This is a genomic window from Demequina sediminicola, from assembly GCF_000975055.1.
GTDB lineage: Bacteria > Actinomycetota > Actinomycetes > Actinomycetales > Demequinaceae > Demequina > Demequina sediminicola.
The window spans coordinates 677,388-701,181 of record NZ_BBRB01000001.1 but is presented as its reverse complement, the minus strand read 5'-3'; the positions used below and the strand labels follow the sequence as shown (position 1 = coordinate 701,181).

Genomic DNA, 23,794 nt, shown 5'->3' with positions numbered 1-23,794 from the left:
GCTCTTCCGCCAACCTCACCGCCTCGCCCGAGGATGTCGAGAGAACCGTTGCGGACAGTCTTGAGGAGCAAGTCGGAGTACGTCCCATTATTGACTGCGGTGACGAGAACATCGATCTCGTTGTCGATGAGCAGGTGACGTGCCTGCTCAGCAGCGAGGGTGACCCGGCTGAGTTCGACGTGGACGTTGTCATCACGGCCGTCGACGGTACGGATTTCTCTCTCGACTACCAGGTCGCAGAAGCGCTCAATGAGGAAGCGTTGACGCATCAAGGGCCGCGCAACACACGTGGTGCGGCCCGTGGTGCGTCACGGGCACCCCGACTCGTTGGGGACAATAGTGGCCATGCGCTCATCTCGACTCCCTGCCTTTCTGCGCGTGCTCCTCGTCCTGGCTGTGTTTGCCGCTGGGATGCTGGGCATTGTGGGGGCATGGCAGGCTCAGGGCGGTGCGCCCTTGGGTGTCATCGTTGGCACCGTGGTGCTGTTCGTGGTCTTTTCTGCGGGTGGCCTGTCGATGCGCAGCCGCTCGCGTGGCATGTGGTGGGCCGCGCTCCTGGTGCTGTGGGTAGTGCTGGTTCTCAACGCGCCCTCGACGGAGTGGCTCGCGTTGCCGCTGATCGCGCTCGCGGCTGCGACCGAGTCCCGTACCGCTGTTGCTGCCGGAGCGGTGGGGGCGTTGGTAGTTGTCGCTGCTGCCGGTGGCGGGGATATCGCCATCAGTTCAATCGTGATCTACGCGTGTGCGCTGGGCTTGGCGGTCCTGACGGGGCTGGGTTACCGCCGGCTCATGGCGCGTTCGGAGTGACCACCACCTTGCCGTGAGCGTGACCGTCGGCCACGCGTTCCATTGCGGCTGCCGCGTCGGTGAGGTTCCACACGGAATCCACCAGAGGGGTGAGAGCTCCTTGGGCGAGCAAGCCTGCGAGCAGTTCGAGGTCCGCGCGGTTGGGGGATGAGTAGAACGAGCCGATGCGGCGGCGCCGGATTTTTTCGTGCCAGTTGGCTTTCGCTACCCGGGCCAGCGCGCCGCCGTCTGCGCCGTGAATCCCCGAATTGGGTAACAGCAGTCCGTCGGGTGCGGTGAGGGGTTCCATATCGAGCATGGCGTGTGCGCCGACGTTGTCGAAGATCAGGTCGAACCCGCCGTCAAGCGCGAGGACGTCCTCCTTGGCGTAATCGACGGTGACGTGTGCTCCGCACTGAGTGACGGCATCGGCTGCCGTCGACGAGCACACGCCTGTGACGTGTGCTCCCGCAACGGAGGCGAGTTGGACGGCGAAGGAACCAATTCCGCCGCCTGCGCCGATGACGAGGATGCGTTTTCCTTCGAGACCGCCACCGGGTTGACCTTCGGGTAGCGGATCCAGGCCAGCGGTGCGTAGCCCGTGGAGGGCTGCGAGTGCGGCCATGACGGTTGCTGCTCCGGCGCGGGCAGAGACGGACGAGGGCAAGTGCGCGATGCGATCGGCGCTCGCGACGGCGTATTCGGCGAGAGATCCGAGGGCTTCACCGAAGACCCGGTCGCCCACCGACCATTCGGTCACGTTGGCCCCCACCGCGACAATCTCGCCTGCTGCGTCCGAGCCGCGAATGGGTTGGCGGGGACGGCTCACGCCTCCCATGAGCCGCAGAACGAATGGCGTGCCCGTCATGGTGAAGACGTCGGCGGGGTTCAGCGCCGATGCCTCGATACGGATGAGCACTTGTCGCGGCTTGGGGCTGGGGGTGGGAACCGTGGCCGGGGACAGCACGTCCGCGTTGCCGTAGGCATGCTGCACGGCTGCGGTCATGGTGTCCGGGAGTGCGTGCGGCGTGTTCATGACTGGTGGCCTGAGGTGGCGAGCTCTTGATTTTGAGCGGGATCTGCCGCAGGCGCTTCTGTGTGCGCCGCTTGGGTGGGGCGGATGCCTACCGTGAGGAGGTATCCGATCATCCATAGTTCGCCCACGGTGGCGGGGAGGGGGAGGGACTCTGCGATCCAGGCTGGGGCATCGGCAACTCCCCATTCCACGAGCGCCGAGAGGACGTAGCCGATGCCGCCAGCGATGAGGAACCAGCCCAGGGTGACGGGGAAGCGACGTGTGGTGATGGCAGTCCATCCCATGGGAATCAGCCAGAGTCCGAAGAAGATGGCTCCCATGCCCCAGGCGGCGTGGCTCAGGTAGGCGAGGGTGCCGACGACCCCGGCTGAGTCGAGTGCCCTGATGATGGTGGGGTCGCCTGCGACGGCCACCGCGGTGGCATTGAACATGGCTGAGGTCATGATTGCGGCGGCGTTCATGAGGCCAAACGTGGCAGTGGCGAACGCCGCTCCGGGGCGGATCTCGCGGAGCAGCTTGTAGAACCACACGGCGGCGAGTGCTTGCGTGATGACGATGCCCATCTCTAGGCCGATGGCGGCGGCGGCCAGGTGTGGATTGTCGGCAAGGTTGTTGAGGGTTTCTGTGGGGGATTTAGTGAAGAGTTGGGGGCGGATGGCAAGGAAGCCCACCATGCCAGTGATGGCAAGGCCCAGGTATGCGAGCCCTGTGGCTCGGGCGGTGCGGACAGTGTCGGCGGCGGTCATGACGACTCCTTCGAGTGAATGTGGGGACGGCAAACAGGGCCCATGGTGAGGCCGTGGGTGGTGGAGAGGTGCTAGTGCTGTGCGGCGTCGGGGTACTGGAACACCTGATCGAGCGGCACCCCGAGTACGTGCGCGATCTGGAAGGCCATCTCAAGTGACGGCGAGTAGCGCCCTTGTTCGATGGCGATGATGGTTTGTCGTGTCACGCCGATGCGTGATGCGAGTTCTGCTTGCGTGACATCGCCGCGCTCGGCGCGGAGTTGGCGGATGGAGTTGGTGACGCGTGTGGAGCGAGTCATTTACACCCCCCACCGGTAGGCACGGATCTTCACGATGGCTTCGGCGGCGCTGCCGACCACGCCGAACGCGAAGATGGTGTTGCCAATCCAAAATGTGTCGGCGCTCAGCATGGCCAGAATGAGGGCCGCAAGGGTGCCGGTACCCAGGACTGCGTAGCTCACGCGTGATCCCTGGCGTGCGATCTCTTTGTCTCGCTCGTCAGTGACATCGGGCTCGATGGTGCCTCCCCGCAGGGTCTGCCCAACCGCAGAGCCGATTGCCGCCACGATGGAGCCGACGATAGTGCCCACGATCTGCAACCCGATTGCCCACAGCATTGGCGTCACCCAGGAGACCTCGTCGATGGGTTGCGACAGGGCGCGGGGCACGATGACGAACCCGTAGGCGATTGCGGCTGCGAGGTTGGTGATGAGGAATACCCAGACTCCGCGTTCTTCGCTTGTCATGGGTACCGGGGCATCGTCTGGCATGGATGTGGGGGAGGAGGGTTCACAGGTGGCGTTCATGCGATGCTCCCGCGGTAGGCGGCCAACACGGTGGCGGACTGGGTGAGTGCTCCGGCGAAGGAGGCAAGGAGGAGGACGTGAGCAATCCAGAAGGTGTCGACGTCGAGGGCGAGCATCACGAGGGTTGCCACGATGGCAAGGCCAGTGAAAGCTGAGCCTGATTCCTCGCCGGCAGCGCGGATCTGTTCGTCCCGTTCGTCGGTCAAGGTCTCTGAACGTCGGCGCCACCAGAGGGAGGCGTAGACGGCCGCGTACAACCCGGCGCCGATGCCGATGCAGGCGAGCATGGGGCCTTGCCAGGCGACGTCGGTGAGGGCTAGTCCGTCCGTGATGGCCCGGATCGTCACCACGACGAGGTACACGGCGACAGCCGCCACTGCGATGACGAGCCCGATGGCTGTGTGGCGCTCCTCGAAAGATACGTCGGTGCTGCGCATGCTGTCTCCCTGGACTGACTGAACTGCAAACCCTCGTGTGAGATGTCAAACATTCTTGACATACTCACCATAGGCTTGCGGCGAGCCCGTGTCAAACATTCTTTACATCTATGGTGAATGGACGCGCGACAGTGTCACTCCTGGAAGCACCTAGGCTGGGCACATGACAACGGCTGTGGATCTTGCCCAATGGGCATCCGCTGTGATGCCTGAGGGCGTCTGGCCGTCGTCCGAGGGGGACGACGTAGTACAACGCCTGCGCATGGTGCTGGAGCATGATCACGCAGGATGGGAAGAGCGACTTGCTGCTCTCGCAGCGCGCATGCGGCCCGAGGAGTTGGCTTCACGAGCCGACGACCGGGACGTCCGCTGGTTCGCCGGCCTGGTCGGCCAAGTCGCCGTCACGCACCCCAAGTCCTGGCGGGCTCTCGGGTGGACCCAGTCCGTGAACCCCATGCCCGAGGGTTCAGACATGCCCGCTGAGGTGGTCGCCGCGATCATTGACCCACGCAGCATGGACGTGCGCTACGACGCGATCGTCGTCGGCTCGGGTGCCGGTGGGGGCGTGGCAGCCCAAGAACTTTCCGAAGCTGGACGCAGCGTCTTGGTCGTCGAACGCGGTGGAGCGCCCCCCACCGGAGAACTCGCGCGCGACCATCTGCGCTCTCCCAACGCCCACAGCAGCGTCGGAGTCTCCGACCCCGACCTGGTGGGGCCCAGCGACCCTCGCTGGGGCGCAAGCGCCTTCGGACTTGGCGGCGGAACCCGCGTCTATGGTGCCCAAGCATGGCGCTTCGCTCCCCAAGACTTCGCGATGGCCAGCACCTACGGCACCCCCGAAGGCACAGGACAAGCCGACTGGCCTGTCACGTACGACGAGATGGAGCCGTACTACGCCCACGCCGAGTTCGAATGGGGTGTCAGCGGTGCCCCCGGCCCCGAAGGCACCGAGGGCCACAGATCCGTCCCGTTCCCACTCCCGCCGCTCCCGCGAACCCGCCCGGCATCGGCCCTTCTGGCCGGAGCCAAAACCCTGGGCTGGCGCACGCTGCCGACGCCCATGCTCATCAACTCCGAGCCGTACCGCGGCCGCGCCGCATGCGTCCGATGCTCGCAATGCCTGGGATTCGCGTGTCCCGTGGGCGCCAAATCCGGATCGCAAAACACCGCACTGTGGCGCGCTGCACGCACTGGCCGCACCTCCTTTGTCATCGGCGCACGCGTTGCCGAGCTCACCACGTCCGCCGACGGGACCGTCACTGGCGCGGTGATTCGAGGCGTCGATGAGCGTGGCCCCTGGGAATCACACATCGAAGCCAGCGAAGTCGTGATCGCCGCAGGCGCTGTGGAAAGCGCCCGCATCCTTCTCAGCTCCCGCTCCACCCGCGAACCCGACGGCCTCGGCAACAACCACGATCAAGTAGGCCGCTACCTCCAAGGCCAAGCTCAAGTGGGGGCCATTGGCATCTTCGAGGACGCCGTCACCGACCTCCTCGGGCCCGGAGCCGGAATCGCCACCGCCGACTTCCGCCACGGCAACAAAGACCTTGTGGGCGGCGGCATCCTCGCCAACGACTACGTGCCGACACCGGCATCGGCCCTCCGGCAACTCCAAGGCGCCGGACTCCTCCCCTTCGCCGGGCCAGACCTCATGCCCCGGTTCGCACGACTCATGCCACGCATGCAGCGCATCATGGCCACCGCCCATGAGGTACCGACAGCCGATGCCCGGGTCACCTTGGACCCGCGACGCACCGACGACTGGGGACTGCCGCGGCCGCGGCTCCACGGCGACCTGCACGAGCAAGACAAGCGCATCCGCAACTTCATGTCAGGCAAAGCCGCCCGCTGGCTCCACGAAGCAGGTGCCTCGCAAGTGGTGCGCATCGACCCACGCAGTGGCTCCGGTGGCCCCATCGTGAGTCGCTTCCAAGCTGGCACCGCGCGCATGGGCGAACGCCCCGAGACATCGGTCGTGGACCGCTGGGGCAAAGTCTGGGGACACGAGAACGTGCGTGTGGTCGACGCGGCCACTCACGTGTCCAACGGCGGCGCCACTCCCGTCCTCACCACCATCGCCAACGCCTACCGGGTGATGGCGGACATGGTGGGCGTCTCGAAAGACTCGGACGGATTCGACACCGAGATCTTTTAACGCACGGAACAACGAGCGCGCACATACTGTTGGACGCACTATGACATCTACAAACGACGTGACATCAACAAACGACGTGACTTCACCCGATGGCGCCGTGACCGCCGTGCGCGTTGACGCCTGGGCAGACATCGTGTGCCCCTACTGCTACATCGGGGAAGCCCGCCTTGTCGCAGCCGCGAACGCCATCGACGCCCCCGTGGTGATCATTCCCCGCGCCTTCCAACTCGACCCCAACCGCACCACCAGCGAACCCGTCCAGGAATACCTGGGCCGCAAGTTCAACGCCGGTGCCGACCAGCTCCACCAGCAGCACGAGCAGCTCGCCGCGATGGCTGAGGCCGAGGGCCTGCCCTTCGTTGAAAACCGCATCGTGGCCAACACCGCCGATGCCCACCGCTTGGTAGCCGCTGCCGACGACCTCGGACTGGCTGTGCGTCACGCCATCCAGGTAGGCCACTTCTCCGGCGAGCTCGATCTGGCAAGCCACGAGGACCTTGCCGATGCCGCAGCACAGGCAGGAATGGACCGCGACGCCGCGCTCGCCATCCTGGCCAGCGACGACTTCGCTGAGGACGTCCAAGCCGAGCACCAGCAGGCGGGTGAACTCGGCGCCACGGGCGTTCCGTTCACCGTCATCGGAGAGCGCTTCGCTATCCCCGGTGCCGCCGCAACCGAGCAGTACAGCGACATCCTCACGCAAGCCGCACAGGGCTAGAGCTCTCGGAGGTCACGCCTCGGCTAGTGTCGAAGCGTGACCTCCGATACGCCCCGCACCCCAGCGCCCGAACCCCCAGACAACACGGCTGGCGAGCCCGACGTCGATTCCAAGGCACACGCGAACCGCTGGCGGTCACTGATAGTCCTCGCCCTTGCTCTCTCGCTCGTGGTGATCGACGGCACCATTGTGGCCGTCGCCATCCCCGACATCGTGCAGGACCTCGGGATGGACCTCTCCGACGCCCAATGGGTGTCCGCGTCCTATGCCGTGGTCCTCGCCGCGTTCCTTCTGACCGCTGGCTCACTCGGAGACCGGCTAGGACGGCGACGCATCCTCACCGTGGGCGTCATCCTGTTCCTCATCGGCTCACTCATTGCCGCGAGCGCGGATAGCGCGGGCAGTTTGATCGTGGGTCGCCTGGTGCAGGGCCTAGGTGCAACCGCCATCCTGCCCGGCACCCTGTCGACAGTGAATGCCACCTTCCGAGGGAAAGACCGCGCCGCCGCATTCGGGATCTGGGGTGCCGTCATCTCCGGTGCCGCAGCCCTCGGACCACTCGCGGGTGGCTGGCTCACCACGTCCTTCACGTGGCCGTGGATCTTCCTCGTGAACCTGCCGGTCGCGGCCATCGTGCTCATTGGAGTGTTCCTCTGGGTCCCAGAAACGAAGATCTCCACACTCAAGCCCGGCTTCGACATCGCAGGCCTCGTCACGTCCGCACTCGGCTTTGGGCTCATTGTGTTCGCGTTGATCGAAGGCCAAACGTTCGGCTGGTGGAACGCCACTGCCGACCTCGACATCGGCCCCTGGACGTGGCCCCAGACTGCTCCCATCTCCATCGTTCCCGTTGCCCTCGTCGTCGGCTTCCTGCTGCTCGCGTTGTTTGTGGCAAACGAGAAGCGCCAAGCCCGCCGAAGCCGCCTCGCACTGCTTGACCTCACACTGTTCCGCCTGCCGACATTCCGGTGGGGCAACCTGACCGCGATGACTGTTGCGGTCGGTGAGTTCGGCATCATCTTTGTGCTCCCCCTGTTCCTCGTGAACGTCCTGGCACTGTCCACGATGGGCGCCGGCTACGTGCTCGCGGCCATGGCGCTCGGAGCGTTCGTGTCAGGAGCATCCGCACGTCACGTCGCTGCGAAATTCGGTGCGCCTCAAGTGGTCGTGCTGGGTCTGTCGCTCGAGGTCATCGGTGTTCTGCTCGTGGCGTGGATCGCGACCGCAGGCGTCAGCCCCTGGGCGCTTGGCGCAGTACTGGTGGTGTACGGCGCCGGACTCGGGTTCGCGTCCGCACAACTGACCGGTACAACCCTCAGCCAAGTCCCACCCGAGCAGTCCGGTGAGGGGTCCGCCGCACAGTCCACGGCCCGCCAAGTGGGTTCTGCACTCGGAACCGCCGTGGTAGGCGCGGCGCTCGCGGCCGCACTCGCCACAACCGTGCCGCAATCACTCGAACCGCTCGCTTTGCCTGACCCGGAAGTTCAGCAACTCACCGATGCCACCGCTGATTCTGCAGGCTCCATCATCAGTCAAGGTCGTGACCTCGGCACCGATTCACCGTTGGGTGAAGCCACCCCAGACGTGGTGGAAAGCCTCGAGGACGGATTCGCCGACGCGACCCGAGCGTCACTCCTTGTCGCCGCAGTCTTCCTCAGCATCGGCTTGGGTGGATCACTGATGGTGCGTCGTGCCGCGAGGCAAAACCCGGAGCTCGCCTGACCCTGGTGGCCTACTCCTGAGATGACGGAGCGCTCGACGATGCCCCACCATCGGCTGGCTTGACGACGCGTTGAGCCCCCGTCGCCGCCTCACGCTCTGCCGCCCGCTCGCGCTTGGAGTGATCGGGAGCGAAGAACAGCAACGTCGAGCCCGCCTCAGGCTCAAAGGTCTGATCGTTGGCGTAGAGCCGCAACCCCTCAACCGGTGACACCTGGCCCACCAGCATCCAATCAACACCACGTTCCGCCTGCCGCTGCTGCCACGCATCCCAGCCAAAGCCCTCGGTGATTTTGGTCGTATGAATCGACCATCCCGAGGCCACGCGGTCGTTGAGGTCAAAGTAGTCCCACGTGCCGTTGAACGCATAGGAGCCGCGACGTTGGAACGTGAGTTGCTTGTCCTCGTCAGCGGACTCTGACTGCGGAGGTAGTTGGAACGTCCGGTGATACCCAAAGTCGGGGCCGAGCGAGCGACTCACCAACGCGTTGTAGTAGTCGTTGTCTGACGCGCACAGCATGTAACTGAGGCTGCGCTTGCTCATCTCGCGCTCCGCGTCCTCGGACAACACTTCACCAAAGTAGACCGGCACGGACGCCATCCGCAGCGGCTGAAGACGCTGGTACGAAATGTCAGTGACCAGTACAGAGACCTTCAGCTTCGCAACTGCTCTCGCCAACGACACCGAGAACGGGGACGCTCCCACGATGAGCAAGCCGTTAGGCGGTCCCGTCGAGAGGCCAAGTTTGCGCGACAGCCATCCAATGGAGAAGCCGTGTGCGATGACCGTGACGATGATGACCAAGAACACCGTCGGCAAGAAGACATCGCCGTCCTCGTACCCCGCCTCGATGAGTTCCGGACCAAACACACCCGCCGTGGCTGCCGCCACAATTCCGCGGGGCGCAATCCATCCCAACAGCACCCGATCCTGCCAACGAATCGGTGACTTGATCGTGACGAGCGCGATGGTCAAAGGCCGCACCACAAACATCAACACCACAACGAACGCGACAATCCGCCAGTCGATCAGCAGCAGTTGGCTGAGTTCCAGTTGTGCCGGAATGATGATGAACAGCGCGGACAGGATGGCAACGGAGATGCCTTCCTTGAAGTCCAGCAGCCTGTCGCGCTCAGCCAAATTCATGTTGCCCAAGATGATGCCCATGAGCGTCACCGCCAGCAGCCCGGACTCATGCACCACGATGTCCGAAACCGAGTAGACCACCAGTACCAACACCAGCAACAGTGGCGACTTGAGGTGATTGGGAAGCCAGCCTCGACGGAACACTGTGCCAATGCCAAACCCGGCGAGGGATCCCAGAACCACCGCAGTGAGGACAGCTCCCACGAGTGTCACGACCACCGATGCCACGCCAATGGCTTGTGCGATGTCCCCCAAGTCAGGGGCAATTTCGGCGTCGACAATCAGGAAGTACTGCAAGGTGAGCAGCGCAAGGAGCACGCCGATGGGGTCATTAATGATCCCCTCCCACTTCAACAAGGCCGCGGATTCCTGATTGAGTCGCGCCTGACGCAGAAGCGGAATGATCACGGTGGGTCCAGTGACGACGAGGAGCGCGCCCAGAACGCACGCCACCGGCCACTCGAGCCCGCCCACATAATGTGCAGCCAGTGAGCCCAGCACCATCGCGACCGGCGGCCCAAAAATGGTGAGGCGGCGAATGCCCTTGCCTACCCGCTCGACCTCGCCGAACCGCAGATCCATGGCGCCCTCAAAGAGGACCACGGCAACACCCAGTGAAATCAGAGCGGAGACCTCGGTATTGCCGCCGGGGACACTCAAGAACCCAGTGATGGGGCCCAGGATCAGACCAGTGGCAATCAACACGATGATGGCGGGGATGCGTGCTCGGGCCGCGATGAGTTGCGCGGTCAGTCCTGCCGCGAGAATCACGACGATCGTCGTGGCGTAAGTCATAAGGGGGAGCCTAGTCGCGCGACCTCATAGACCTGCGACTATGTCACGTCCAACCTGGAAGCGGCTACATCGAGTTGGTGTACTCGTTGCCGTCCTCGTCCTCACGGAAACCGCCGGCTCCAGTCCAGCCGGCCAACTCCATCTCCTTGGCCAGGTCGCGCTTGTAGGTGGTGATGCCTGGGCGCGTCTGCCACGGGTGCGGACCATCGAGCGGGCGGTACTCGATGCCGAGCGCATCCAAGATGGGCAGGTGGTGGCGCAAACGCTCCAAAAAGCCTCGTGACGCATCCGTGCCCGGGGAGCGGTCAATGTGCGGGGACCACAGGGCTTCCGCAACGGCGGCCAGCCGCGGCCACGTGGCGTAGTCCACCCGGCGCGGGCTGTCCAAATGCTCCGTCCACACCTGTGCCTGCGCGCCCAACAGTGCGCCCTGCTCACCCTCGTCTGCGACTGGACGGTCGCCTGGGAACGGAGCCACGGCATCGGCCCGTTCCACGGACTCCAACTCTGGGTGAGCGGCAATGACCTCGGGGGGCAGCGGGTCAAATGCCAAGACGTCCTCGATGGTGCGTGCAAAACCCACGGCAATGGGCTCGTCGGGGTGTTCTGACGCGCGGTGGTCCAGGTAGAGCACCTGCTCGGGAGCCATGATGGCGTCGTGACCGCTCTTGATCGCCACAGCACCAGCGTTGATGCCGCGCCAGGACGTGACGACGGCGCTGCGTGGGAGGTGCTCGGTGAGGCCCTCATCCCACACCACTGCACGTCGGCCATGGCTCTCTAGGTGCGTCGCCAGTTGACCAAGGAACCAGCCGTGCAGATCGGAGACGCTGTTCAGGCCCAACGATTCGGCGTGCGCCACGATGTCTGGATTGGCCTTCCACGCCGAGGTGGGCACTTCGTCTCCGCCGATGCCGATGAACACGGAATCGAAAATCTCCATGACCTCGTCCAGCACGTTCTTGAAGAACTCGACATTCTCGTGCGACGGGTTGAGCACATCGCGGCTAATGCCCCATGTGGTCAGGACCGAGCCAGGTTTGCCGGTGGAACTGAGCTGTGGGTAGGCGGCGATGGCAGCTTCCACGTGGCCCGGGACATCGATCTCGGGCATGACTGTCACACCTCGGCTGCGGGCATGAGCCACAATCTCGCGCAGATCGTCCTTGGAGTAGCGGCCACCGTGAGGCCGCTCCTCAAACTTGACGTCGTCGTAGGAGTTACCCACCTGCGAGCGCGGGCGCCATGCACCCACTTCCGTGAGTTCTGGGTAGCGATCGAGCGGGAGGCGCCAGCCTTGATCGTCTGTCAGGTGGAAGTGGAACAGGTTGAGGTGGTGGGCCGCTGCGTTGTCGATAAACCGCATCACCTCGTGCTTGGGCATGAAGTGACGCGAGACGTCGAGATGGATGCCGCGCCAGCCAAAGCGGGGGTAGTCCTCAATGGTGACGGCGTCGATGGCGAGCGGGATGTCCGCGCGTGGCGCACGCCGGAACGCCTGCGGGCCGGTGAGTTGACGCAGCGTCTGGGTGGCGGCGTGAGCGCCAGCAAGGTCGGCCACAGTGATGGAGACGCTGGACTCGGTGACAGCGAGTCGGTAGCCGGCAGTGCGGATGCTGGCGTCAATGACGAAAGTCACGTCTGCATCAGGCGTGGCCGAGGCGGGGGAGTCTGCGTTCTCAACCCGCACATCGACGTCGAAGGCCGCGGCGGTATCGAGGGCCCAGCGGCGTGCTGCGGGAAGCAGATCGGAGGCGGCGTGGACGGTCAGAGTCTCGGGGGCGTCCCAGGTTCCGGTGTGACGTTGGACGCGCACGGGCGCAGGGGTGAGTGCAAGGGTGCCATCGTTCATGTGCAGAGCGTACGGGCGCATTCTCAGCACTGTCGACCACCGTCGCGCATGCTGCACCGGGGTGGCTGGCGCGTGTGGGGACCGTGGGCTCATTCCGCTGCGGTTCCGCCGTGGCCCCGCAATTGCCGCTGCCTATCTGTTGACGGCGAACCTCGCCGGGCGTAACGTATAACCAAATGGTTGTAGATACTGAACTCACTGACGACGAGGTTGACCGGATCTTCCGCGCCCTCGCCGACGCCACGCGCCGCGACATCATCCGCCGCACCCTGGTGGAAGAGACCTCGGTCTCCGAGCTCGCTGGCACGTACGACATGTCTTTCGCGGCGGTCAGCAAGCACGTCGCCGTTCTTGAAGGGGCGGGCCTTGTGACCAAGCACCCTTACGGCCGCGAACGCAGAGTCCGCGGTAACCCGGAAGCAATCCGTCGCGCCCAGCGCCTGCTGGACGCCTACGAGCAGATCTGGCGCAACCGCATCGGCCGCCTCGACGCACTGCTTGACGAGCCACGATCCACTGACTAGACACCCTCACCCTCGACACCCTCACCGAAAGGTCTTCGCCATGCCAGTCACCTCAGTCGAGAAGGACCTCGACGCACTCACCATGACCATTACCGCCGACTTTGCCGCCCCCCGCGAGCGGCTCTGGGAGGCGTACACCGACCCCCGTCAGCTCGAAAAGTTCTGGGGTCCCGTCGAATGGCCCGCCACTTTCACGCGCCACGACGTCTTTGTGGGAGGTCGCAGCCACTACTACATGACGGGACCAGACGGCGAGACGTCAGGCGCCGCATGGGAGTTCCTCAAGGTAGAGCCCGGACATTCCTTTGAAGTGCGCGACGTTTTCGCGGACGGCGACGGCAACGAGAACGCCGACATGCCGTCCATGCGCATGACCTTCTCCTTCGAAGAAACGGACTCAGGTTCGCGCCTGGTCACCGTGACCCACTTCAACTCGCTCGAAGAACTCCAGCAACTGATCGACATGGGCATGGAAGAGGGCACCAAGTCCGCCATGAGCCAGATCGACGCCGTGTTGGCCGACCTCGCGTCGTTTGCGGCCGGCAAGGGTGCCGACCTCACGCTCCTGGGCGATACCCAAGCGCGCGTGTCCCGGGTGATTCGCGGAAGCGTCGAGCAAGTGTGGAAGGCACACATGGACCCGGACCTGATGCGCAAGTGGATGCTCGGCCCTGACGGCTGGTCCATGCCGGTGTGCGAGGTAGCGACGGAGGTGGGTCAGACCTACCGCAACGAGTGGGAGCCCGACGAGGGTGTCGAGGGGGAGCGCTTTGGCTTCACCGGCACGGCACTCGAACTCGAGGCCCCGCACCGTGCCGTGATGACTGAGTCGATGATCGGTATGGAGGACTCGCAGACCACCAACGAACTGACCCTTACCGAACACCCTGACGGGACGCTGCTCACCATGGTCATCACGTACCCGACCGCAGAGTTGCGTGAATACGTGTTGAGCACCGGCATGGTGGACGGCATGGAGGACTCGTACGCACGTCTTGAGCGCGAGGCACTGGCGTGAGCGAGCAGCGGATCGTGGCCCCGGATATCGAGTCCGGGGCCACCCTGAAGGGTCCTGTCTCTTACTTCCCCAGTATCGAAAAAACATACGGGAAGCCGATGCAGCATTGGGTGGATATCGCGGTTGCGGGTTTGGCGGAAGGCCAGGCGCACATGGCCGTGGTGTCTGACCTCAAGGACAACCACGGCATGGGCCACGGACACGCCAATGCTGTGGTTGCTTGGGTGAAGTCCCGCATTGAGACGTAACGTTGACGCATGAGCGACGTACAACGCATGGAACTAGGCCCCATCGAATCCTGGCGCGAATACTACGGCGGCTTCAAGCCTGATCGCGCGCGCGACGGGCGCCGGGTGGTGGATCACGAGCTTCCCATGCAGTTCATCGGGATGTCGGTGAACTCCATGATTCCTGGTGAAGAGGCGGGCTACTGGCATGCGCATTCGTCGGTGGAGGAACTATTCGTGTTCCTGACCGGCCGTGGCCAGATGGGTCTCGATGACGAGGTCGTAGACGTGGGCGCCGGCACTGTGATCCGTGTGGGGCAGGGCGTCATGCGGACGTGGCGCTGTGACCCCGAGGGCACCGAGCCGCTGACCTGGTTCTGCATTCGTGGCGACGGCGGCGAGCTTCCCCACTTGCCCAACGACGCCAAGCCCATTTTCGACAAGCCCATGCCCTGGTAGCCACCGCACCATCACCACCGCACCATCACCACCGCACCATCACCACAGCATCGGCCGCCTGCACAGCATCCGCGGCCTGCACGGAGTCTTCGCGGTAGGGGATTCACGACGCTTTCGGTCAGAAAGTTACCCAAAGCCCCTCCTGGGACGTAGCATGGAACTGGACATCACCCCCGAGTTGCTTGGAGCACTCCGTTGAAGATCTAGGTTCGCCAGACGCACTGTCTGGCCACGCGCACATCTGCCATTGGCACATCTGCCCCAGACGCAATTGCGAGAACCTATGCCTTCCTTGTCCTTTTCCCACCTCACTTTCTCCTGGCCCGACGGCACTCGAGTGCTTGACGGCGTCACCGGTGCTGTCAGCGACGGCCTGACCGCGCTCGTCGGCACCAACGGCACCGGCAAGTCAACCCTGCTGCGACTGCTCGCCGGCGAGCTCTCGCCTGAAACTGGCACCGTGCATCGGCCCTCTCGCGTCGCGTACGTGGCCCAAGACGTCGCGCTCGCTACGGACAGCCCAGCCGATGCCGTCATGGGACTCAGCGACATTCGCGCCGCTATTCGCGCGGTGGAGTCAGGCGACGTTGACCAACGTCACTTCGACACCATCGGCGACGACTGGGATGCCGAGGAACGCGCACTCGCCACGTTGGCGGCATTGGGCCTCCCGGCAGACACCCTGACTCGCACGGTCGGTGAACTCTCGGGCGGCGAGGTCACCAGGTTGGCGCTCGCGGCTGCTCTGCATGCGAATCCCGATGTGCTGTTGCTCGATGAACCGACGAACAACCTCGATCAGACCGCTACCGCACAGGTGTTGGCGGCACTCCAACGCCGGCACGGCGCGACATTGGTGGTGAGTCATGATCGCCGTGTGCTGGGGGCGGTGGCTGCGATCGGTGAACTTCGCGCGAGCTCTTTGAGATGGTTTGGCGGGAACCTCGCGGACTATGAAGCGGCAGTCGAGGCGGAACGGGAACGGGCCGATGCCGAGGTGAAGTCCGCGGCGGCAGAGGCGTCCCGACAGCAGCGCGAGTTGCGCGCCCATATTGAAGGCGAGGGGAAGCGGCAGCGTCAAGGAGCCAAACAGGGCAAAGACATGCCAAAGATTCTTGCCAACCAGCGCAAGGCCAATGCACAGGTGACTCAGGCCAAGACCTCAGCAGTGCATGAGGCTCGGGCGGAGGCTGCACGCGAACGGCTCGATGCCGCCAAGGATGCGGCCCGGCGTGATCGGGAAATCCGTCTCGACCTGCCCACCACTGCGGTGCCCCCGCGTCGAGACGTCGCAGCATTAAACGACATCGCGTTGCGGGGATGGCGCCTTGAGGATGGCCACCGCGTGAATGCGCTGATTCAAGGGCCCGAGCGCATCGTGCTCACTGGCGCGAACGGTGCGGGCAAGACCACACTGCTACGGGCGTTGCTGTCGGCGAGCGCGCGAGACTACCTCGCACCTAGTGTGGGCACCGTTGAGATCCCGGTCCCTGTGGGCTACTTGCCTCAACGCCTTGATGTGCTGGACCCGAATCTGTCCGTCGCGCACAACGTGCTCCGCGGCGCAGGTGGCGCGAGCCCCCACGAGGTCCGTGAGCAGCTCGCGAAGTTCCTCTTTCGGGGGGCTGCGGCGGAACGGCCAGCAGGCCAACTCTCTGGCGGCGAGCGGTTCCGGGCAGCACTCGCGACAGTCTTGTTGGCGCGGCCAGCGCCGCAGTTGCTCCTGCTCGACGAGCCGACGAACAACCTCGACTTCGCCACCCGAGAGCAACTCCTGCAAGCGCTCAACGCCTATTGCGGGGCGCTCGTGGTGGTCAGCCACGACGCAGACTTTGTGGCGCAGATCGGGCCTACTCGTGAGTGGAGCCTTGCCAATGGTGCACTCACGGACTCTCTGGTGCGTTAGCTCTTCTTTCGCGAAGGCTTGCGACGCACCATCACACCGTTGCCGGCTGCAGGAAGTTTCACCTCGTAGTTCGGGTGAGCGGCCATGAGGTCTTTGAGCTTTGAGAAACCCCAAGTGCGCGGGTCAAAGTCCGAGGCCCGGCGCAGCAGTTTGTTGCCAACCTCGCCGAGGTGGGCCCAGTCGTCGTCGCGAGCCGCCGACATCACGGCTTCCTTGAGGAGCGAGTCGAGTTTGGGATCGTGCTTCCATGTCGGTGAAGATGAAGCCGGGGGCGATGCTTCCGGTGGCTCCAGATTCTCCACGTAGATGAAGGCGTCGCATGCGGCAACAAAGGGCTTGGGGGTCTTGCGTTCGCCAAATCCATAAGCACTGAAACCCTGTTCGCGAATACGCGCTGCCAGTCGGGTGAAGTCGGAGTCGCTGGAGACCAGGCAGAAGCCGTCGACGGTGCCTGAATGCAACAGATCCATTGCGTCAATGATCAGGGCGCTGTCAGTTGCATTCTTGCCCTGGGTGTAACTGAACTGCTGGATGGGTTGCACCGAATGGTTGAGCAGCGTGTCCTTCCACGGCTTGAGTTGATTGGTAGTCCAGTCGCCGTAGGCCCGCCGCACGCTCGCGGTGCCGTACTTCGCAATCTCCACGAAGAGTTGTTCGACGTGCTTGGAATGCGCGTTGTCGGCGTCGATGAGAACGGCGAGGCGTGCTTGGTCCGGGGCTGTGGCCATGGAAGTACTGTGGCACAGAGCTGCCTCCGACGTAGCGAGGTCGCCGAGGTTCAGGCGGTGGGTAGTGCCAGTGTCACCGTGGTGCCTTCGCCGGATTCGGACTCCACCGTCAGCGTGCCGCCGTGGGCGTCCACGATGGCGGCAGTGATGGCAAGGCCGAGGCCTGCGCCACCGGTGGCGCGTTGGCGTGACGTGTCTCCACGAACGAATCGTTCCGTGGCGCGTGCGGCAACGCTGGGGGACATGCCCGGCCCGTTGTCATGAACTGTGATGGCGGCGTCGTCGTGGTGAGAGGCAACGGTGACGGTGACGGTATCCCCGCCGTGGATGGCGGCGTTGGCAATCACGTTGAGGATGGCTTGGCGTAGTCGGTCTCCGTCGGCGGCGACTGTTGCGTCTCCGCCGGTGAACTCGAAGGACGTTTCGGGGTAGGCGACTGTTGCATCCGCGACGATTTCCGTGGCGAGGTCCCCGAGTGCGATGTCGCGTGTGTCGAGGTGTGGTTCCGCATCGTATTTGGCGAGGGTGAGCATGTCTTCGACGAGCCGACGCATGCGGGCGGCTTCGGATTCTGTTCGCGCCCACGCATCGTTTTGGCTGTCGTCATCTTCAAGCGCTCCCCGGCGGTGCAGTTCCGCGTAGCCGAGCACGGTGGTCAGTGGGGTGCGGAGTTCGTGGGAGGCGTCTGCGACGAACTCGCGCAGGCGGGCTTCGGAGCGTTCTTGTTCCGCGAGTGAGTCCGTCAGGTTCCCGATCATCGTGTTGAGTGAGTGCGCTAACTCATTCGTCTCGGTCCCGCCCTGGTCTGCGGCGAGGCGCACATCTAGGTCGCCCTCCGCGATCTGAGTCGACGCGTCAACCATGCGGCGCATCGGCGCGATTCCCAGTCTGTTCACCCACCAGGCGACCAAAGCCAGCGTCCCCAAGACAAGGGCGATGCCGATAGCTTCGATCGCCACCAGGCGACCTGTCGCGGACTTCACATCGTCCAACGGCAACGCCGTGATGTCCCAGCCATTGGCGGTGGGGCGCGCGAGCACACGGAACTCACTCGAACCTTCGGAGGCCTCGGTTGTGAAATGGGTGCGCTCATCCGTGAGTTCGGCAAGCGGAACCACGGGCACAGCGTCGCTGGCGCCTTCAATGTTCGAGGTCACAATGACGTAGAAGTTGCCGTCCTGGTCGATGTAGCCACGGGTGGCCTCTGACGGGCGTTCGTCCTCGTCAATCTCGGCAAGAGCCTCCGGTATCTGTCTGATGGGCTGGTCCAGGGAGACGGCACCAGCGTACGAGTCAAGACGATCGTCCATCTGAGCCACCAAGAACTGGTGGGTCGTGATGGCGACGATCACAGCCACCACTACCGAGATCACGCCAATCGCAGCGAGCCCCCACCACAGGCGGTCACGCAGGGACAAGGTGCGTCGAGCGGTCACGAAGCCCTCAACGTGTATCCGGCTCCACGCACTGTGTGGATGAGCTTGGGCTCGACAGCGTCGACCTTGCGTCGCAAGTAGCCGATGTAGGTCTCCACCACGGCAGGGTCATCGTCAGCGGAGTAGCCCCACACGTTCTCAAGGAGTTGTCCACGGGACAGGACACGGCCAACGTTGCGCATGAGGTACGCGAGCAGTCGGTACTCGGTAGGGGAGAGCGAGAGCTCCTCGCCGCCGCGGGTCACACGGTGGGCAATGTCATCGAGGGTGAGGTCGGCCACTTCATATGTGGTGGCGGAGGAGGGTTCGCGCTCAAAGCGGCGCGACACCGCTTCCACGCGCGCGACGAGTTCATCGAGGTTGAACGGCTTGTCGAGGTAGTCGTCTCCGCCGATGCGCAGACCCTCAATCTTGTCTGCGGAAGAATCGCGCGCGGTCAAGAAGATCACGGGGGTACGGTCGCCGGCATCACGCAGACGCCTACACATGGCGAAGCCGTCGATGTTGGGCATCATCACGTCGAGCACGATCAGATCTGGCCGGTGCTCCTTCACGGCCTTGAGGCCTTCCGCGCCGTCCACTGCCTGTACGACGTCATAACCGGAGTGCTTGAGGGCAGCCACCAACATGGTGCGCAGATTGTCCTCATCGTCTACTACCAGGATCTGTCGAGCGTTCATGACTCCAGTGAAGCACCTTCGCCTAAGAACCTGCTGGGAATCACCGGGGAGCGGCGGAGGGCTTCCAAGCCATCTGTGTGCTGGTTCTCAGCCAGTTCTCATGAATGCCCGATGCAATGGAAACCAATTCCGCTCATGGCTGCATAACGCAGTCACGGTGCCCCGGTACCTACGAGCTCTGATCCGAAAGTTGCTGTCCCATGACTATCTACGCACTGATTGCCGCTGACCTCATTGCCATCACCATTCTGGTGTTTGGCCTGTACTTCCCCCGGCACCGTAGGCGAGACATGATCGTCGCATTCCTGGCGATCAACGTCGGTGTCATGGGAGTGACCTATGCGATGGCCACGGCGGATGTGTCGCTCGGGTTTGGCCTCGGCATTTTTGCCGTGTTGTCGATCATCCGGCTGCGATCCACTGAGATGGACCACTCCGAGATCGCGTACTACTTCACCGCGATCGCGCTTGGCCTCTTGGGTGGCTTCCCGGGCATCAACGGCGTCATTGGGTTGAGTTTGATGGCGATCTTGATTCTCGCAATCACGATTGGTGACAGCCCTCGCCTCTACGCCAAGGCTCGTACGCAGCAGGTCATGTTGGACCGCGCGGTCAGCACTGAAGACGAAGCCAAGCACATGCTTGAAGACCTCCTCAATGCAGACGTGGCTCGCGTGGTGATCCGCAAAACCGACCTTGTGCAGCAGACCACCTTGTGTGATGTCCGGTACACGATTCGGGACAGCGTTCCAGCCCAGCGTCCGCAGGAGTCTGTGAACCACCACACACAGATCCCCGCCACTGTGGGCAGCGCACGATGACTGCGGCAACCGTCACCTGGACCCCGACGGGCACTCTCGCCACCATCCCCGATCTTGCGTGGGCGTCGGACCTTGGCCCCGTCTCGCTTGAAGAAATCAACGATGCCGCGGCGCTGCAACAGCGCGTCGACCGTAAGTATCTGGTGAGCCCCGCAACGTGGGCCAACGTGGTGGCGACGCTCCCGCAACGACCGCGCGTCCTCGAGATCGACGGGGTGCGTGCCTTCCGGTACGCCTCGACCTACTACGACACTCCAGAGTGGGAAAGTTACCGTGCCGCCGCACACAAGCGGCCTTCGCGCTACAAGGTCCGCACCCGCTCGTATCTGGACACGGGAACCACGGCTGTTGAGGTGAAACTCAGGTCGCGGACCGGGGACACAGTGAAGTATCGCGAGTTCCTCGAGGGCGCGGTGGGTCGTTCGGACGCGTTGTCGGGGCAGGCCTTGGACTTCGTCTCGGGGTTCCCAGGGATTGCGGCGGCCGCTCGCGAGTTGGGACCCGTGCTGACTACCCGTTATCTGCGCACCACCATGCTGACGGCCGATGCCCGGGTGACAGTCGATTCGAACGTCACTGGAATTGATGCAGACGGGCGTGCAGCAGCATTCGCGGACTGCCTGATCGTGGAGACCAAGTCTCAGTCACGTGCAGGAACAGTGGACCGGGCGCTCTGGGGTCACGGGGTTCGCCCTGCGAAGGTCTCGAAGTACTGCACGTCGCTCGCGGCGTTGCACCCCGAGTTGCCCCACAACCGTTGGTCGCGGACACTGCGCGGCCATGTCTCGCTCTTGTAGCGCCACGGCGGTGTCCGAAAACCGCCAGCATGGCTGTCCAATACGCGGCATTCTGGAGTCATGGACACGCCTATGGACTTCGCTGCACGGTATGCCGCCGTGCATGGGCGTGATGCGCGCTTTGACGGACAGTTTGTGACAGCGGTGCGGTCGACGGGCATTTACTGCCGGCCATCGTGCCCTGCTCGCACACCCAAACCTGAAAACTGCACGTTCTACCTGACCTCAGCGGCAGCCCACGAGGCTGGCTACCGGGCGTGCCGTCGGTGTCTGCCTGAAGCGACCCCGGGTAGCCCTGCCTGGAACTTGCGCCAAGACACTGCAGCCCGCGCCATGCGGCTCATCGCTGACGGTGTGGTGGATAGGGAAGGTGTTCCTGGGCTCGCGCGCCGGCTTGGATACTCGTCGCGGCAATTGGGCCGGATTCTTGTTGACGAGTTGGGTGCCGGGCCTGTGGCGTTGGCCCGTGCGCAGCGTGCGCAAACGGCACGGCACCTTCTTGTCGCGACAACGCTCAGCGCAGCCGATGTTGCGCATGCTGCCGGGTTCTCCTCGGTGCGGCAGTTCAATGACACGTGCCGGGAGGTCTTTGGCTTGACCCCCACCGAACTGCGGGCACGTGCGCGGCACACGGAACGTCCCGGCGGGCTGGGCGGTCGCCAGCGGGTCGATGCCGACCAGCCAGTCACGGTCTCTCTGCGTCTGGCAGCTCGTGCGCCCTTTGATGGTGCAGGGGTACTCGCGTGGTTGGCTACGCGTGCGCTGGCAGGGGTGGAGGACGTCTCGGATGGACGGTATTCACGGTCGCTCATGCTTGCGCGCGGTCCGGCCGTTATGTCATTGCGGCCGGCCGGAGCGGAGGTGTCGGTGACGGCGCACATCACTGATGTGGGCGATCTCCCGGAGTTGATGGCCCGTGCGCGACGCCTCCTCGACCTTGATGCCGACCCCGTGGCTATTGATGCGGCACTGTCTGCCCAAGCTCACCTCGCGCCGTCCGTCCTCGCGAATCCTGGGATTCGTATTCCAGGCTCAGTGGACGGTGCAGAGATGTTGGTGCGCGCGATCGTTGGTCAGCAGGTCACCGTTGCCGCTGCACGCACTGCAGCGCAAACGCTGGTGACGAACCTCGGTGAAGCCCTCCCCGCAGGTCTAGCGACAGGAACGGTCACCACACTGTTTCCCACTCCCGCTGCGATTGCTGAGCAGGGGGAACAGTGGATGCGCGGTCCACGCGCACGCCGCGCCGCGCTCGTAGGGGCGTGTGCCGCGCTGGCCGAGGGCACTGTGCGCCTCGATCCGGGAGTAGCCGTCGCCGATGGTGTCGCTTCGCTCGAAGCCCTTGCCGGCATCGGCCCTTGGACCGCGGGCTATGTCGCCATGCGTGCTCTCGGCGCGACCGATGTGTTGCTCACCGGTGATGTTGCGGTGCGTGCGGGCGCACGTGAGTTGGGTCTGCCGGACTCTCCTCGGGAACTTACTGCGGCGGCCGCCACATGTGCGCCGTGGCGCAGCTATCTGATGTTGCATGCGTGGCGTGCGGCGTCACTGAAGAATGGAGGCGCCCATGCGCGTACATGATTGTCTTGACACGCCTGATGGCACGTTCGTGGTGATTGAAGAAGACGGTGTTGTGGTGGCCGCGGGTTGGACCGACGACGCGCACGAACTCGCGTTGCGCTCGCGCCTCAACGGTGGACCTGGGATGCGCGGCCCCGTGCAGGCAGCCGATGCTGTCACGGCCTTCTATGAAGGCGACCACCGTGCGGTGGCGAAGGTACCGGTCGCGGCGATGGGTACGTCGTTCCGTAAGTCCGTCTGGAACGCGTTGCGCGGCATCGGGGCGGGGCAGGTGCGTACCTACGGTGAACTTGCTGCGGAACTGGGTTCGCCGGGCGCTAGCCGTGCAGTGGGGGCTGCGTGTGGGGCTAATCCGATTGCGTTGTTCATTCCATGTCACCGTGTGACGGGGGCGTCGGGTGCGTTGACTGGTTTTGCGTGGGGAGTGGACGTGAAGCGCTCGCTGTTGGAGCGAGAGGCTGGCGCGACCCTATTGGCTTAGGGCGCCAGGAGCCCGGCGAAGGTGCGGGCTGCTGCGGACGCCTCGCGGGGGACTGCGAGAAACACCTCGCGGTAGGACGTTGGCGTGGTGGGTGCGGTGACGATGCCGGGGACTTCAGGGCTGGCGGCGAGCGCCATGCGGGGGAGGAGCGCGACGCCTAGACCTTCGGCGATGAGCCGCTGAACTGTCACATAGTCCTCGGTTTGGAATGCGATCTGGGGTGTGAAGCCTCCGGCATTGGCGAGGGCGTGCAGGTGTGCTCGGCAGCGTTGGCAGCCGGAGATCCAAGTGTCATCGGCCAGGGTCGCGACGTCGATGGTGGGGCGTCGTGCGGCCGGGTGTGTGGCGGGCATGACGGCGAGGTATTCGTCGGATTCCAGCATCTTGACGGCGATGTCGCGCGGCGCGGGTGTGGCGTCGTCAGCGAACCCGATGACCAAGTCGACGTCGCCTGCGGCCAAGAGTGCCAGGGCATCGTCCGTCTCCGTCTCGACGAGGCCTACCTCGACCCCGGGGTAGCGTCGCGCGAACTGTGCCAGTGGGCTGGGGAGCGCTACCGCGCAGTAGGACGTGAAGGCTGCGATGCGCAGTCGCCCGCCGGAGAGGTCGGCGTGTTGGGCTATGGCGCGTTCGGCGCTTGCGAGGGAGTCGGCAATGGCGTTGGCGTGTTCGAGCAGGGACTCGCCGGCGGACGTGAGTCTGGTGACGCGGCCTACTCGGGTAGTGAGAGGCACTCCGGCTTGGCGTTCGAGGGCCGCGAGGTGATGGGCGACGGTGGGTTCGGACAGCGTGAGGGCGCGGGCAGCGGCAGCTTTGGATCCGTGGCGCGAGACTTCACGCAAGATCAGGAGCCGTTCGGCGTCAATCATGAGACCTCGAAATTTTCTTGGTGAGGACCAGAACAACACCATCTTGTCGCAGTCCGCCTCACGGCGCACG

The 23,794-nt window shown here is 64.3% G+C and carries 24 protein-coding genes; 13 read left to right on the top strand and 11 right to left on the bottom strand.

The window, feature by feature from the left end:
* Positions 1-345 precede the first annotated feature (345 nt).
* Complete coding sequence (locus tag AOP79_RS11945) at positions 346-807, top strand: hypothetical protein (RefSeq protein WP_236683243.1); 462 nt, start codon at positions 346-348, stop codon at positions 805-807.
* Here the strand turns inward: AOP79_RS11945 and AOP79_RS03315 are convergent.
* From AOP79_RS03315 to AOP79_RS03295, 5 genes are all read right to left on the bottom strand, one after another.
* The gene (locus tag AOP79_RS03315) at positions 788-1,822 is read right to left on the bottom strand and encodes an NAD(P)-dependent alcohol dehydrogenase (protein ID WP_062070386.1); all 1,035 of its coding nucleotides are present in this window, start codon (positions 1,820-1,822) and stop codon (positions 788-790) included. The genes AOP79_RS11945 and AOP79_RS03315 overlap by 20 nt on opposite strands.
* Positions 1,819-2,568 (bottom strand): DUF4386 domain-containing protein, encoded by a 750-nt coding sequence (locus AOP79_RS03310; RefSeq protein WP_062070385.1) that lies wholly within the window; start codon positions 2,566-2,568, stop codon positions 1,819-1,821. The genes AOP79_RS03315 and AOP79_RS03310 overlap by 4 nt, the downstream gene beginning before the upstream one ends.
* A gap of 71 nt (positions 2,569-2,639) precedes the next feature.
* Entirely contained in the window at positions 2,640-2,867 is a 228-nt protein-coding gene (locus tag AOP79_RS03305; RefSeq protein ID WP_062070384.1) for a helix-turn-helix transcriptional regulator, read from the bottom strand.
* The gene (locus AOP79_RS03300; protein WP_062070383.1) at positions 2,868-3,338 is read right to left on the bottom strand and encodes a hypothetical protein; all 471 of its coding nucleotides are present in this window, start codon (positions 3,336-3,338) and stop codon (positions 2,868-2,870) included. It lies immediately after the preceding gene.
* Positions 3,339-3,370: 32 nt separating this feature from the next.
* Positions 3,371-3,811, bottom strand: coding sequence for a hypothetical protein (locus AOP79_RS03295; protein ID WP_062070382.1), 441 nt, complete (start codon positions 3,809-3,811; stop codon positions 3,371-3,373).
* 163 nt (positions 3,812-3,974) lie between these two features.
* On the opposite strand from AOP79_RS03295, the gene AOP79_RS03290 reads away from it, so the two are divergent.
* From AOP79_RS03290 to AOP79_RS03280, 3 genes are read left to right on the top strand one after another with little or no spacing between them, the layout of a single operon-like run.
* On the top strand, positions 3,975-5,966 hold the full coding sequence (locus AOP79_RS03290) for a GMC oxidoreductase (RefSeq protein ID WP_062070381.1): 1,992 nt from the start codon (positions 3,975-3,977) through the stop codon (positions 5,964-5,966).
* Between the two features lie 40 nt (positions 5,967-6,006).
* Positions 6,007-6,684: a DsbA family oxidoreductase gene (locus tag AOP79_RS03285; protein ID WP_062070379.1), complete on the top strand. Its 678-nt coding sequence runs from the start codon at positions 6,007-6,009 to the stop codon at positions 6,682-6,684.
* A 36-nt stretch (positions 6,685-6,720) separates the two neighbouring features.
* A complete protein-coding gene (locus tag AOP79_RS03280) occupies positions 6,721-8,406 on the top strand; it encodes a DHA2 family efflux MFS transporter permease subunit (protein ID WP_152647978.1) in 1,686 nt (561 codons plus the stop codon).
* Between the two features lie 10 nt (positions 8,407-8,416).
* Here the strand turns inward: AOP79_RS03280 and AOP79_RS03275 are convergent, their stop codons facing one another.
* Both AOP79_RS03275 and AOP79_RS03270 read right to left on the bottom strand, forming a co-directional pair.
* On the bottom strand, positions 8,417-10,345 hold the full coding sequence (locus AOP79_RS03275; RefSeq protein ID WP_062070377.1) for a cation:proton antiporter: 1,929 nt from the start codon (positions 10,343-10,345) through the stop codon (positions 8,417-8,419).
* A 64-nt stretch (positions 10,346-10,409) separates the two neighbouring features.
* Positions 10,410-12,197 (bottom strand): beta-N-acetylhexosaminidase, encoded by a 1,788-nt coding sequence (locus AOP79_RS03270; protein ID WP_152647977.1) that lies wholly within the window; start codon positions 12,195-12,197, stop codon positions 10,410-10,412.
* Positions 12,198-12,373: 176 nt separating this feature from the next.
* Here AOP79_RS03270 and AOP79_RS03265 point away from each other — a divergent pair, with 176 nt between their 5' ends.
* From AOP79_RS03265 to AOP79_RS03245, 5 genes are all read left to right on the top strand, one after another.
* Positions 12,374-12,721, top strand: a complete 348-nt coding sequence (locus AOP79_RS03265; RefSeq protein ID WP_062070375.1) for an ArsR/SmtB family transcription factor — start codon at positions 12,374-12,376, stop codon at positions 12,719-12,721.
* A gap of 40 nt (positions 12,722-12,761) precedes the next feature.
* The gene (locus AOP79_RS03260; protein WP_062070373.1) at positions 12,762-13,739 is read left to right on the top strand and encodes an SRPBCC family protein; all 978 of its coding nucleotides are present in this window, start codon (positions 12,762-12,764) and stop codon (positions 13,737-13,739) included.
* Positions 13,736-13,987 carry a DUF4287 domain-containing protein gene (locus AOP79_RS11680; protein ID WP_062070371.1) on the top strand — a complete coding sequence of 84 codons (252 nt, stop codon included), beginning with the start codon at positions 13,736-13,738 and terminating at the stop codon, positions 13,985-13,987. Before AOP79_RS03260 ends, AOP79_RS11680 begins: the two co-directional genes overlap by 4 nt.
* Positions 13,988-13,996: 9 nt before the next feature.
* Positions 13,997-14,425: a cupin domain-containing protein gene (locus tag AOP79_RS03250; RefSeq protein ID WP_062070369.1), complete on the top strand. Its 429-nt coding sequence runs from the start codon at positions 13,997-13,999 to the stop codon at positions 14,423-14,425.
* Between the two features lie 283 nt (positions 14,426-14,708).
* Positions 14,709-16,331: an ABC-F family ATP-binding cassette domain-containing protein gene (locus AOP79_RS03245; RefSeq protein WP_062070367.1), complete on the top strand. Its 1,623-nt coding sequence runs from the start codon at positions 14,709-14,711 to the stop codon at positions 16,329-16,331.
* Here AOP79_RS03245 and AOP79_RS03240 read toward each other — a convergent pair.
* From AOP79_RS03240 to AOP79_RS03230, 3 genes are all read right to left on the bottom strand, one after another.
* Positions 16,328-17,059 (bottom strand): NYN domain-containing protein, encoded by a 732-nt coding sequence (locus AOP79_RS03240; RefSeq protein WP_062070365.1) that lies wholly within the window; start codon positions 17,057-17,059, stop codon positions 16,328-16,330. The genes AOP79_RS03245 and AOP79_RS03240 overlap by 4 nt on opposite strands.
* Positions 17,060-17,109: 50 nt before the next feature.
* Complete coding sequence (locus AOP79_RS03235; RefSeq protein WP_439644671.1) at positions 17,110-18,369, bottom strand: sensor histidine kinase; 1,260 nt, start codon at positions 18,367-18,369, stop codon at positions 17,110-17,112.
* Between the two features lie 122 nt (positions 18,370-18,491).
* Positions 18,492-19,175, bottom strand: a complete 684-nt coding sequence (locus tag AOP79_RS03230; RefSeq protein ID WP_062070361.1) for a response regulator transcription factor — start codon at positions 19,173-19,175, stop codon at positions 18,492-18,494.
* 200 nt (positions 19,176-19,375) lie between these two features.
* Between AOP79_RS03230 and AOP79_RS03225 the strand changes: the two genes are divergently transcribed.
* From AOP79_RS03225 to AOP79_RS03210, 4 genes are read left to right on the top strand one after another with little or no spacing between them, the layout of a single operon-like run.
* Positions 19,376-19,996 carry a DUF4956 domain-containing protein gene (locus AOP79_RS03225; RefSeq protein ID WP_082093308.1) on the top strand — a complete coding sequence of 207 codons (621 nt, stop codon included), beginning with the start codon at positions 19,376-19,378 and terminating at the stop codon, positions 19,994-19,996.
* Positions 19,993-20,793: a polyphosphate polymerase domain-containing protein gene (locus AOP79_RS03220; protein WP_152647976.1), complete on the top strand. Its 801-nt coding sequence runs from the start codon at positions 19,993-19,995 to the stop codon at positions 20,791-20,793. The genes AOP79_RS03225 and AOP79_RS03220 overlap by 4 nt, the downstream gene beginning before the upstream one ends.
* A gap of 60 nt (positions 20,794-20,853) precedes the next feature.
* A complete protein-coding gene (locus AOP79_RS03215; protein ID WP_236683200.1) occupies positions 20,854-22,374 on the top strand; it encodes a DNA-3-methyladenine glycosylase 2 family protein in 1,521 nt (506 codons plus the stop codon).
* Entirely contained in the window at positions 22,361-22,855 is a 495-nt protein-coding gene (locus AOP79_RS03210) for a methylated-DNA--[protein]-cysteine S-methyltransferase (protein WP_236683199.1), read from the top strand. Before AOP79_RS03215 ends, AOP79_RS03210 begins: the two co-directional genes overlap by 14 nt.
* Here AOP79_RS03210 and AOP79_RS03205 read toward each other — a convergent pair.
* On the bottom strand, positions 22,852-23,724 hold the full coding sequence (locus AOP79_RS03205; protein WP_062070355.1) for a LysR family transcriptional regulator: 873 nt from the start codon (positions 23,722-23,724) through the stop codon (positions 22,852-22,854). The two genes, AOP79_RS03210 and AOP79_RS03205, sit on opposite strands and share 4 nt — an antisense overlap.
* Between the last annotated feature and the right edge of the window lie 70 nt (positions 23,725-23,794).

What these genes read in the sequence shown, in the direction of transcription:
- AOP79_RS11945 (WP_236683243.1), top strand. Translation starts at nt 346, where the DNA reads ATGCGCTCATCTCGACTCCCTGCCTTTCTGCGCGTGCTCCTCGTCCTG.
- AOP79_RS03315 (WP_062070386.1), bottom strand. Translation starts at nt 1,822, where the DNA reads ATGAACACGCCGCACGCACTCCCGGACACCATGACCGCAGCCGTGCAG.
- AOP79_RS03310 (WP_062070385.1), bottom strand. Translation starts at nt 2,568, where the DNA reads ATGACCGCCGCCGACACTGTCCGCACCGCCCGAGCCACAGGGCTCGCA.
- AOP79_RS03305 (WP_062070384.1), bottom strand. Translation starts at nt 2,867, where the DNA reads ATGACTCGCTCCACACGCGTCACCAACTCCATCCGCCAACTCCGCGCC.
- AOP79_RS03300 (WP_062070383.1), bottom strand. Translation starts at nt 3,338, where the DNA reads ATGCCAGACGATGCCCCGGTACCCATGACAAGCGAAGAACGCGGAGTC.
- AOP79_RS03295 (WP_062070382.1), bottom strand. Translation starts at nt 3,811, where the DNA reads ATGCGCAGCACCGACGTATCTTTCGAGGAGCGCCACACAGCCATCGGG.
- AOP79_RS03290 (WP_062070381.1), top strand. Translation starts at nt 3,975, where the DNA reads ATGACAACGGCTGTGGATCTTGCCCAATGGGCATCCGCTGTGATGCCT.
- AOP79_RS03285 (WP_062070379.1), top strand. Translation starts at nt 6,007, where the DNA reads ATGACATCTACAAACGACGTGACATCAACAAACGACGTGACTTCACCC.
- AOP79_RS03275 (WP_062070377.1), bottom strand. Translation starts at nt 10,345, where the DNA reads ATGACTTACGCCACGACGATCGTCGTGATTCTCGCGGCAGGACTGACC.
- AOP79_RS03270 (WP_152647977.1), bottom strand. Translation starts at nt 12,197, where the DNA reads ATGAACGATGGCACCCTTGCACTCACCCCTGCGCCCGTGCGCGTCCAA.
- AOP79_RS03265 (WP_062070375.1), top strand. Translation starts at nt 12,374, where the DNA reads ATGGTTGTAGATACTGAACTCACTGACGACGAGGTTGACCGGATCTTC.
- AOP79_RS03260 (WP_062070373.1), top strand. Translation starts at nt 12,762, where the DNA reads ATGCCAGTCACCTCAGTCGAGAAGGACCTCGACGCACTCACCATGACC.
- AOP79_RS03250 (WP_062070369.1), top strand. Translation starts at nt 13,997, where the DNA reads ATGAGCGACGTACAACGCATGGAACTAGGCCCCATCGAATCCTGGCGC.
- AOP79_RS03245 (WP_062070367.1), top strand. Translation starts at nt 14,709, where the DNA reads ATGCCTTCCTTGTCCTTTTCCCACCTCACTTTCTCCTGGCCCGACGGC.
- AOP79_RS03240 (WP_062070365.1), bottom strand. Translation starts at nt 17,059, where the DNA reads ATGGCCACAGCCCCGGACCAAGCACGCCTCGCCGTTCTCATCGACGCC.
- AOP79_RS03235 (WP_439644671.1), bottom strand. Translation starts at nt 18,369, where the DNA reads ATGGACGATCGTCTTGACTCGTACGCTGGTGCCGTCTCCCTGGACCAG.
- AOP79_RS03230 (WP_062070361.1), bottom strand. Translation starts at nt 19,175, where the DNA reads ATGAACGCTCGACAGATCCTGGTAGTAGACGATGAGGACAATCTGCGC.
- AOP79_RS03225 (WP_082093308.1), top strand. Translation starts at nt 19,376, where the DNA reads ATGACTATCTACGCACTGATTGCCGCTGACCTCATTGCCATCACCATT.
- AOP79_RS03220 (WP_152647976.1), top strand. Translation starts at nt 19,993, where the DNA reads ATGACTGCGGCAACCGTCACCTGGACCCCGACGGGCACTCTCGCCACC.
- AOP79_RS03215 (WP_236683200.1), top strand. Translation starts at nt 20,854, where the DNA reads ATGGACACGCCTATGGACTTCGCTGCACGGTATGCCGCCGTGCATGGG.
- AOP79_RS03210 (WP_236683199.1), top strand. Translation starts at nt 22,361, where the DNA reads ATGCGCGTACATGATTGTCTTGACACGCCTGATGGCACGTTCGTGGTG.
- AOP79_RS03205 (WP_062070355.1), bottom strand. Translation starts at nt 23,724, where the DNA reads ATGATTGACGCCGAACGGCTCCTGATCTTGCGTGAAGTCTCGCGCCAC.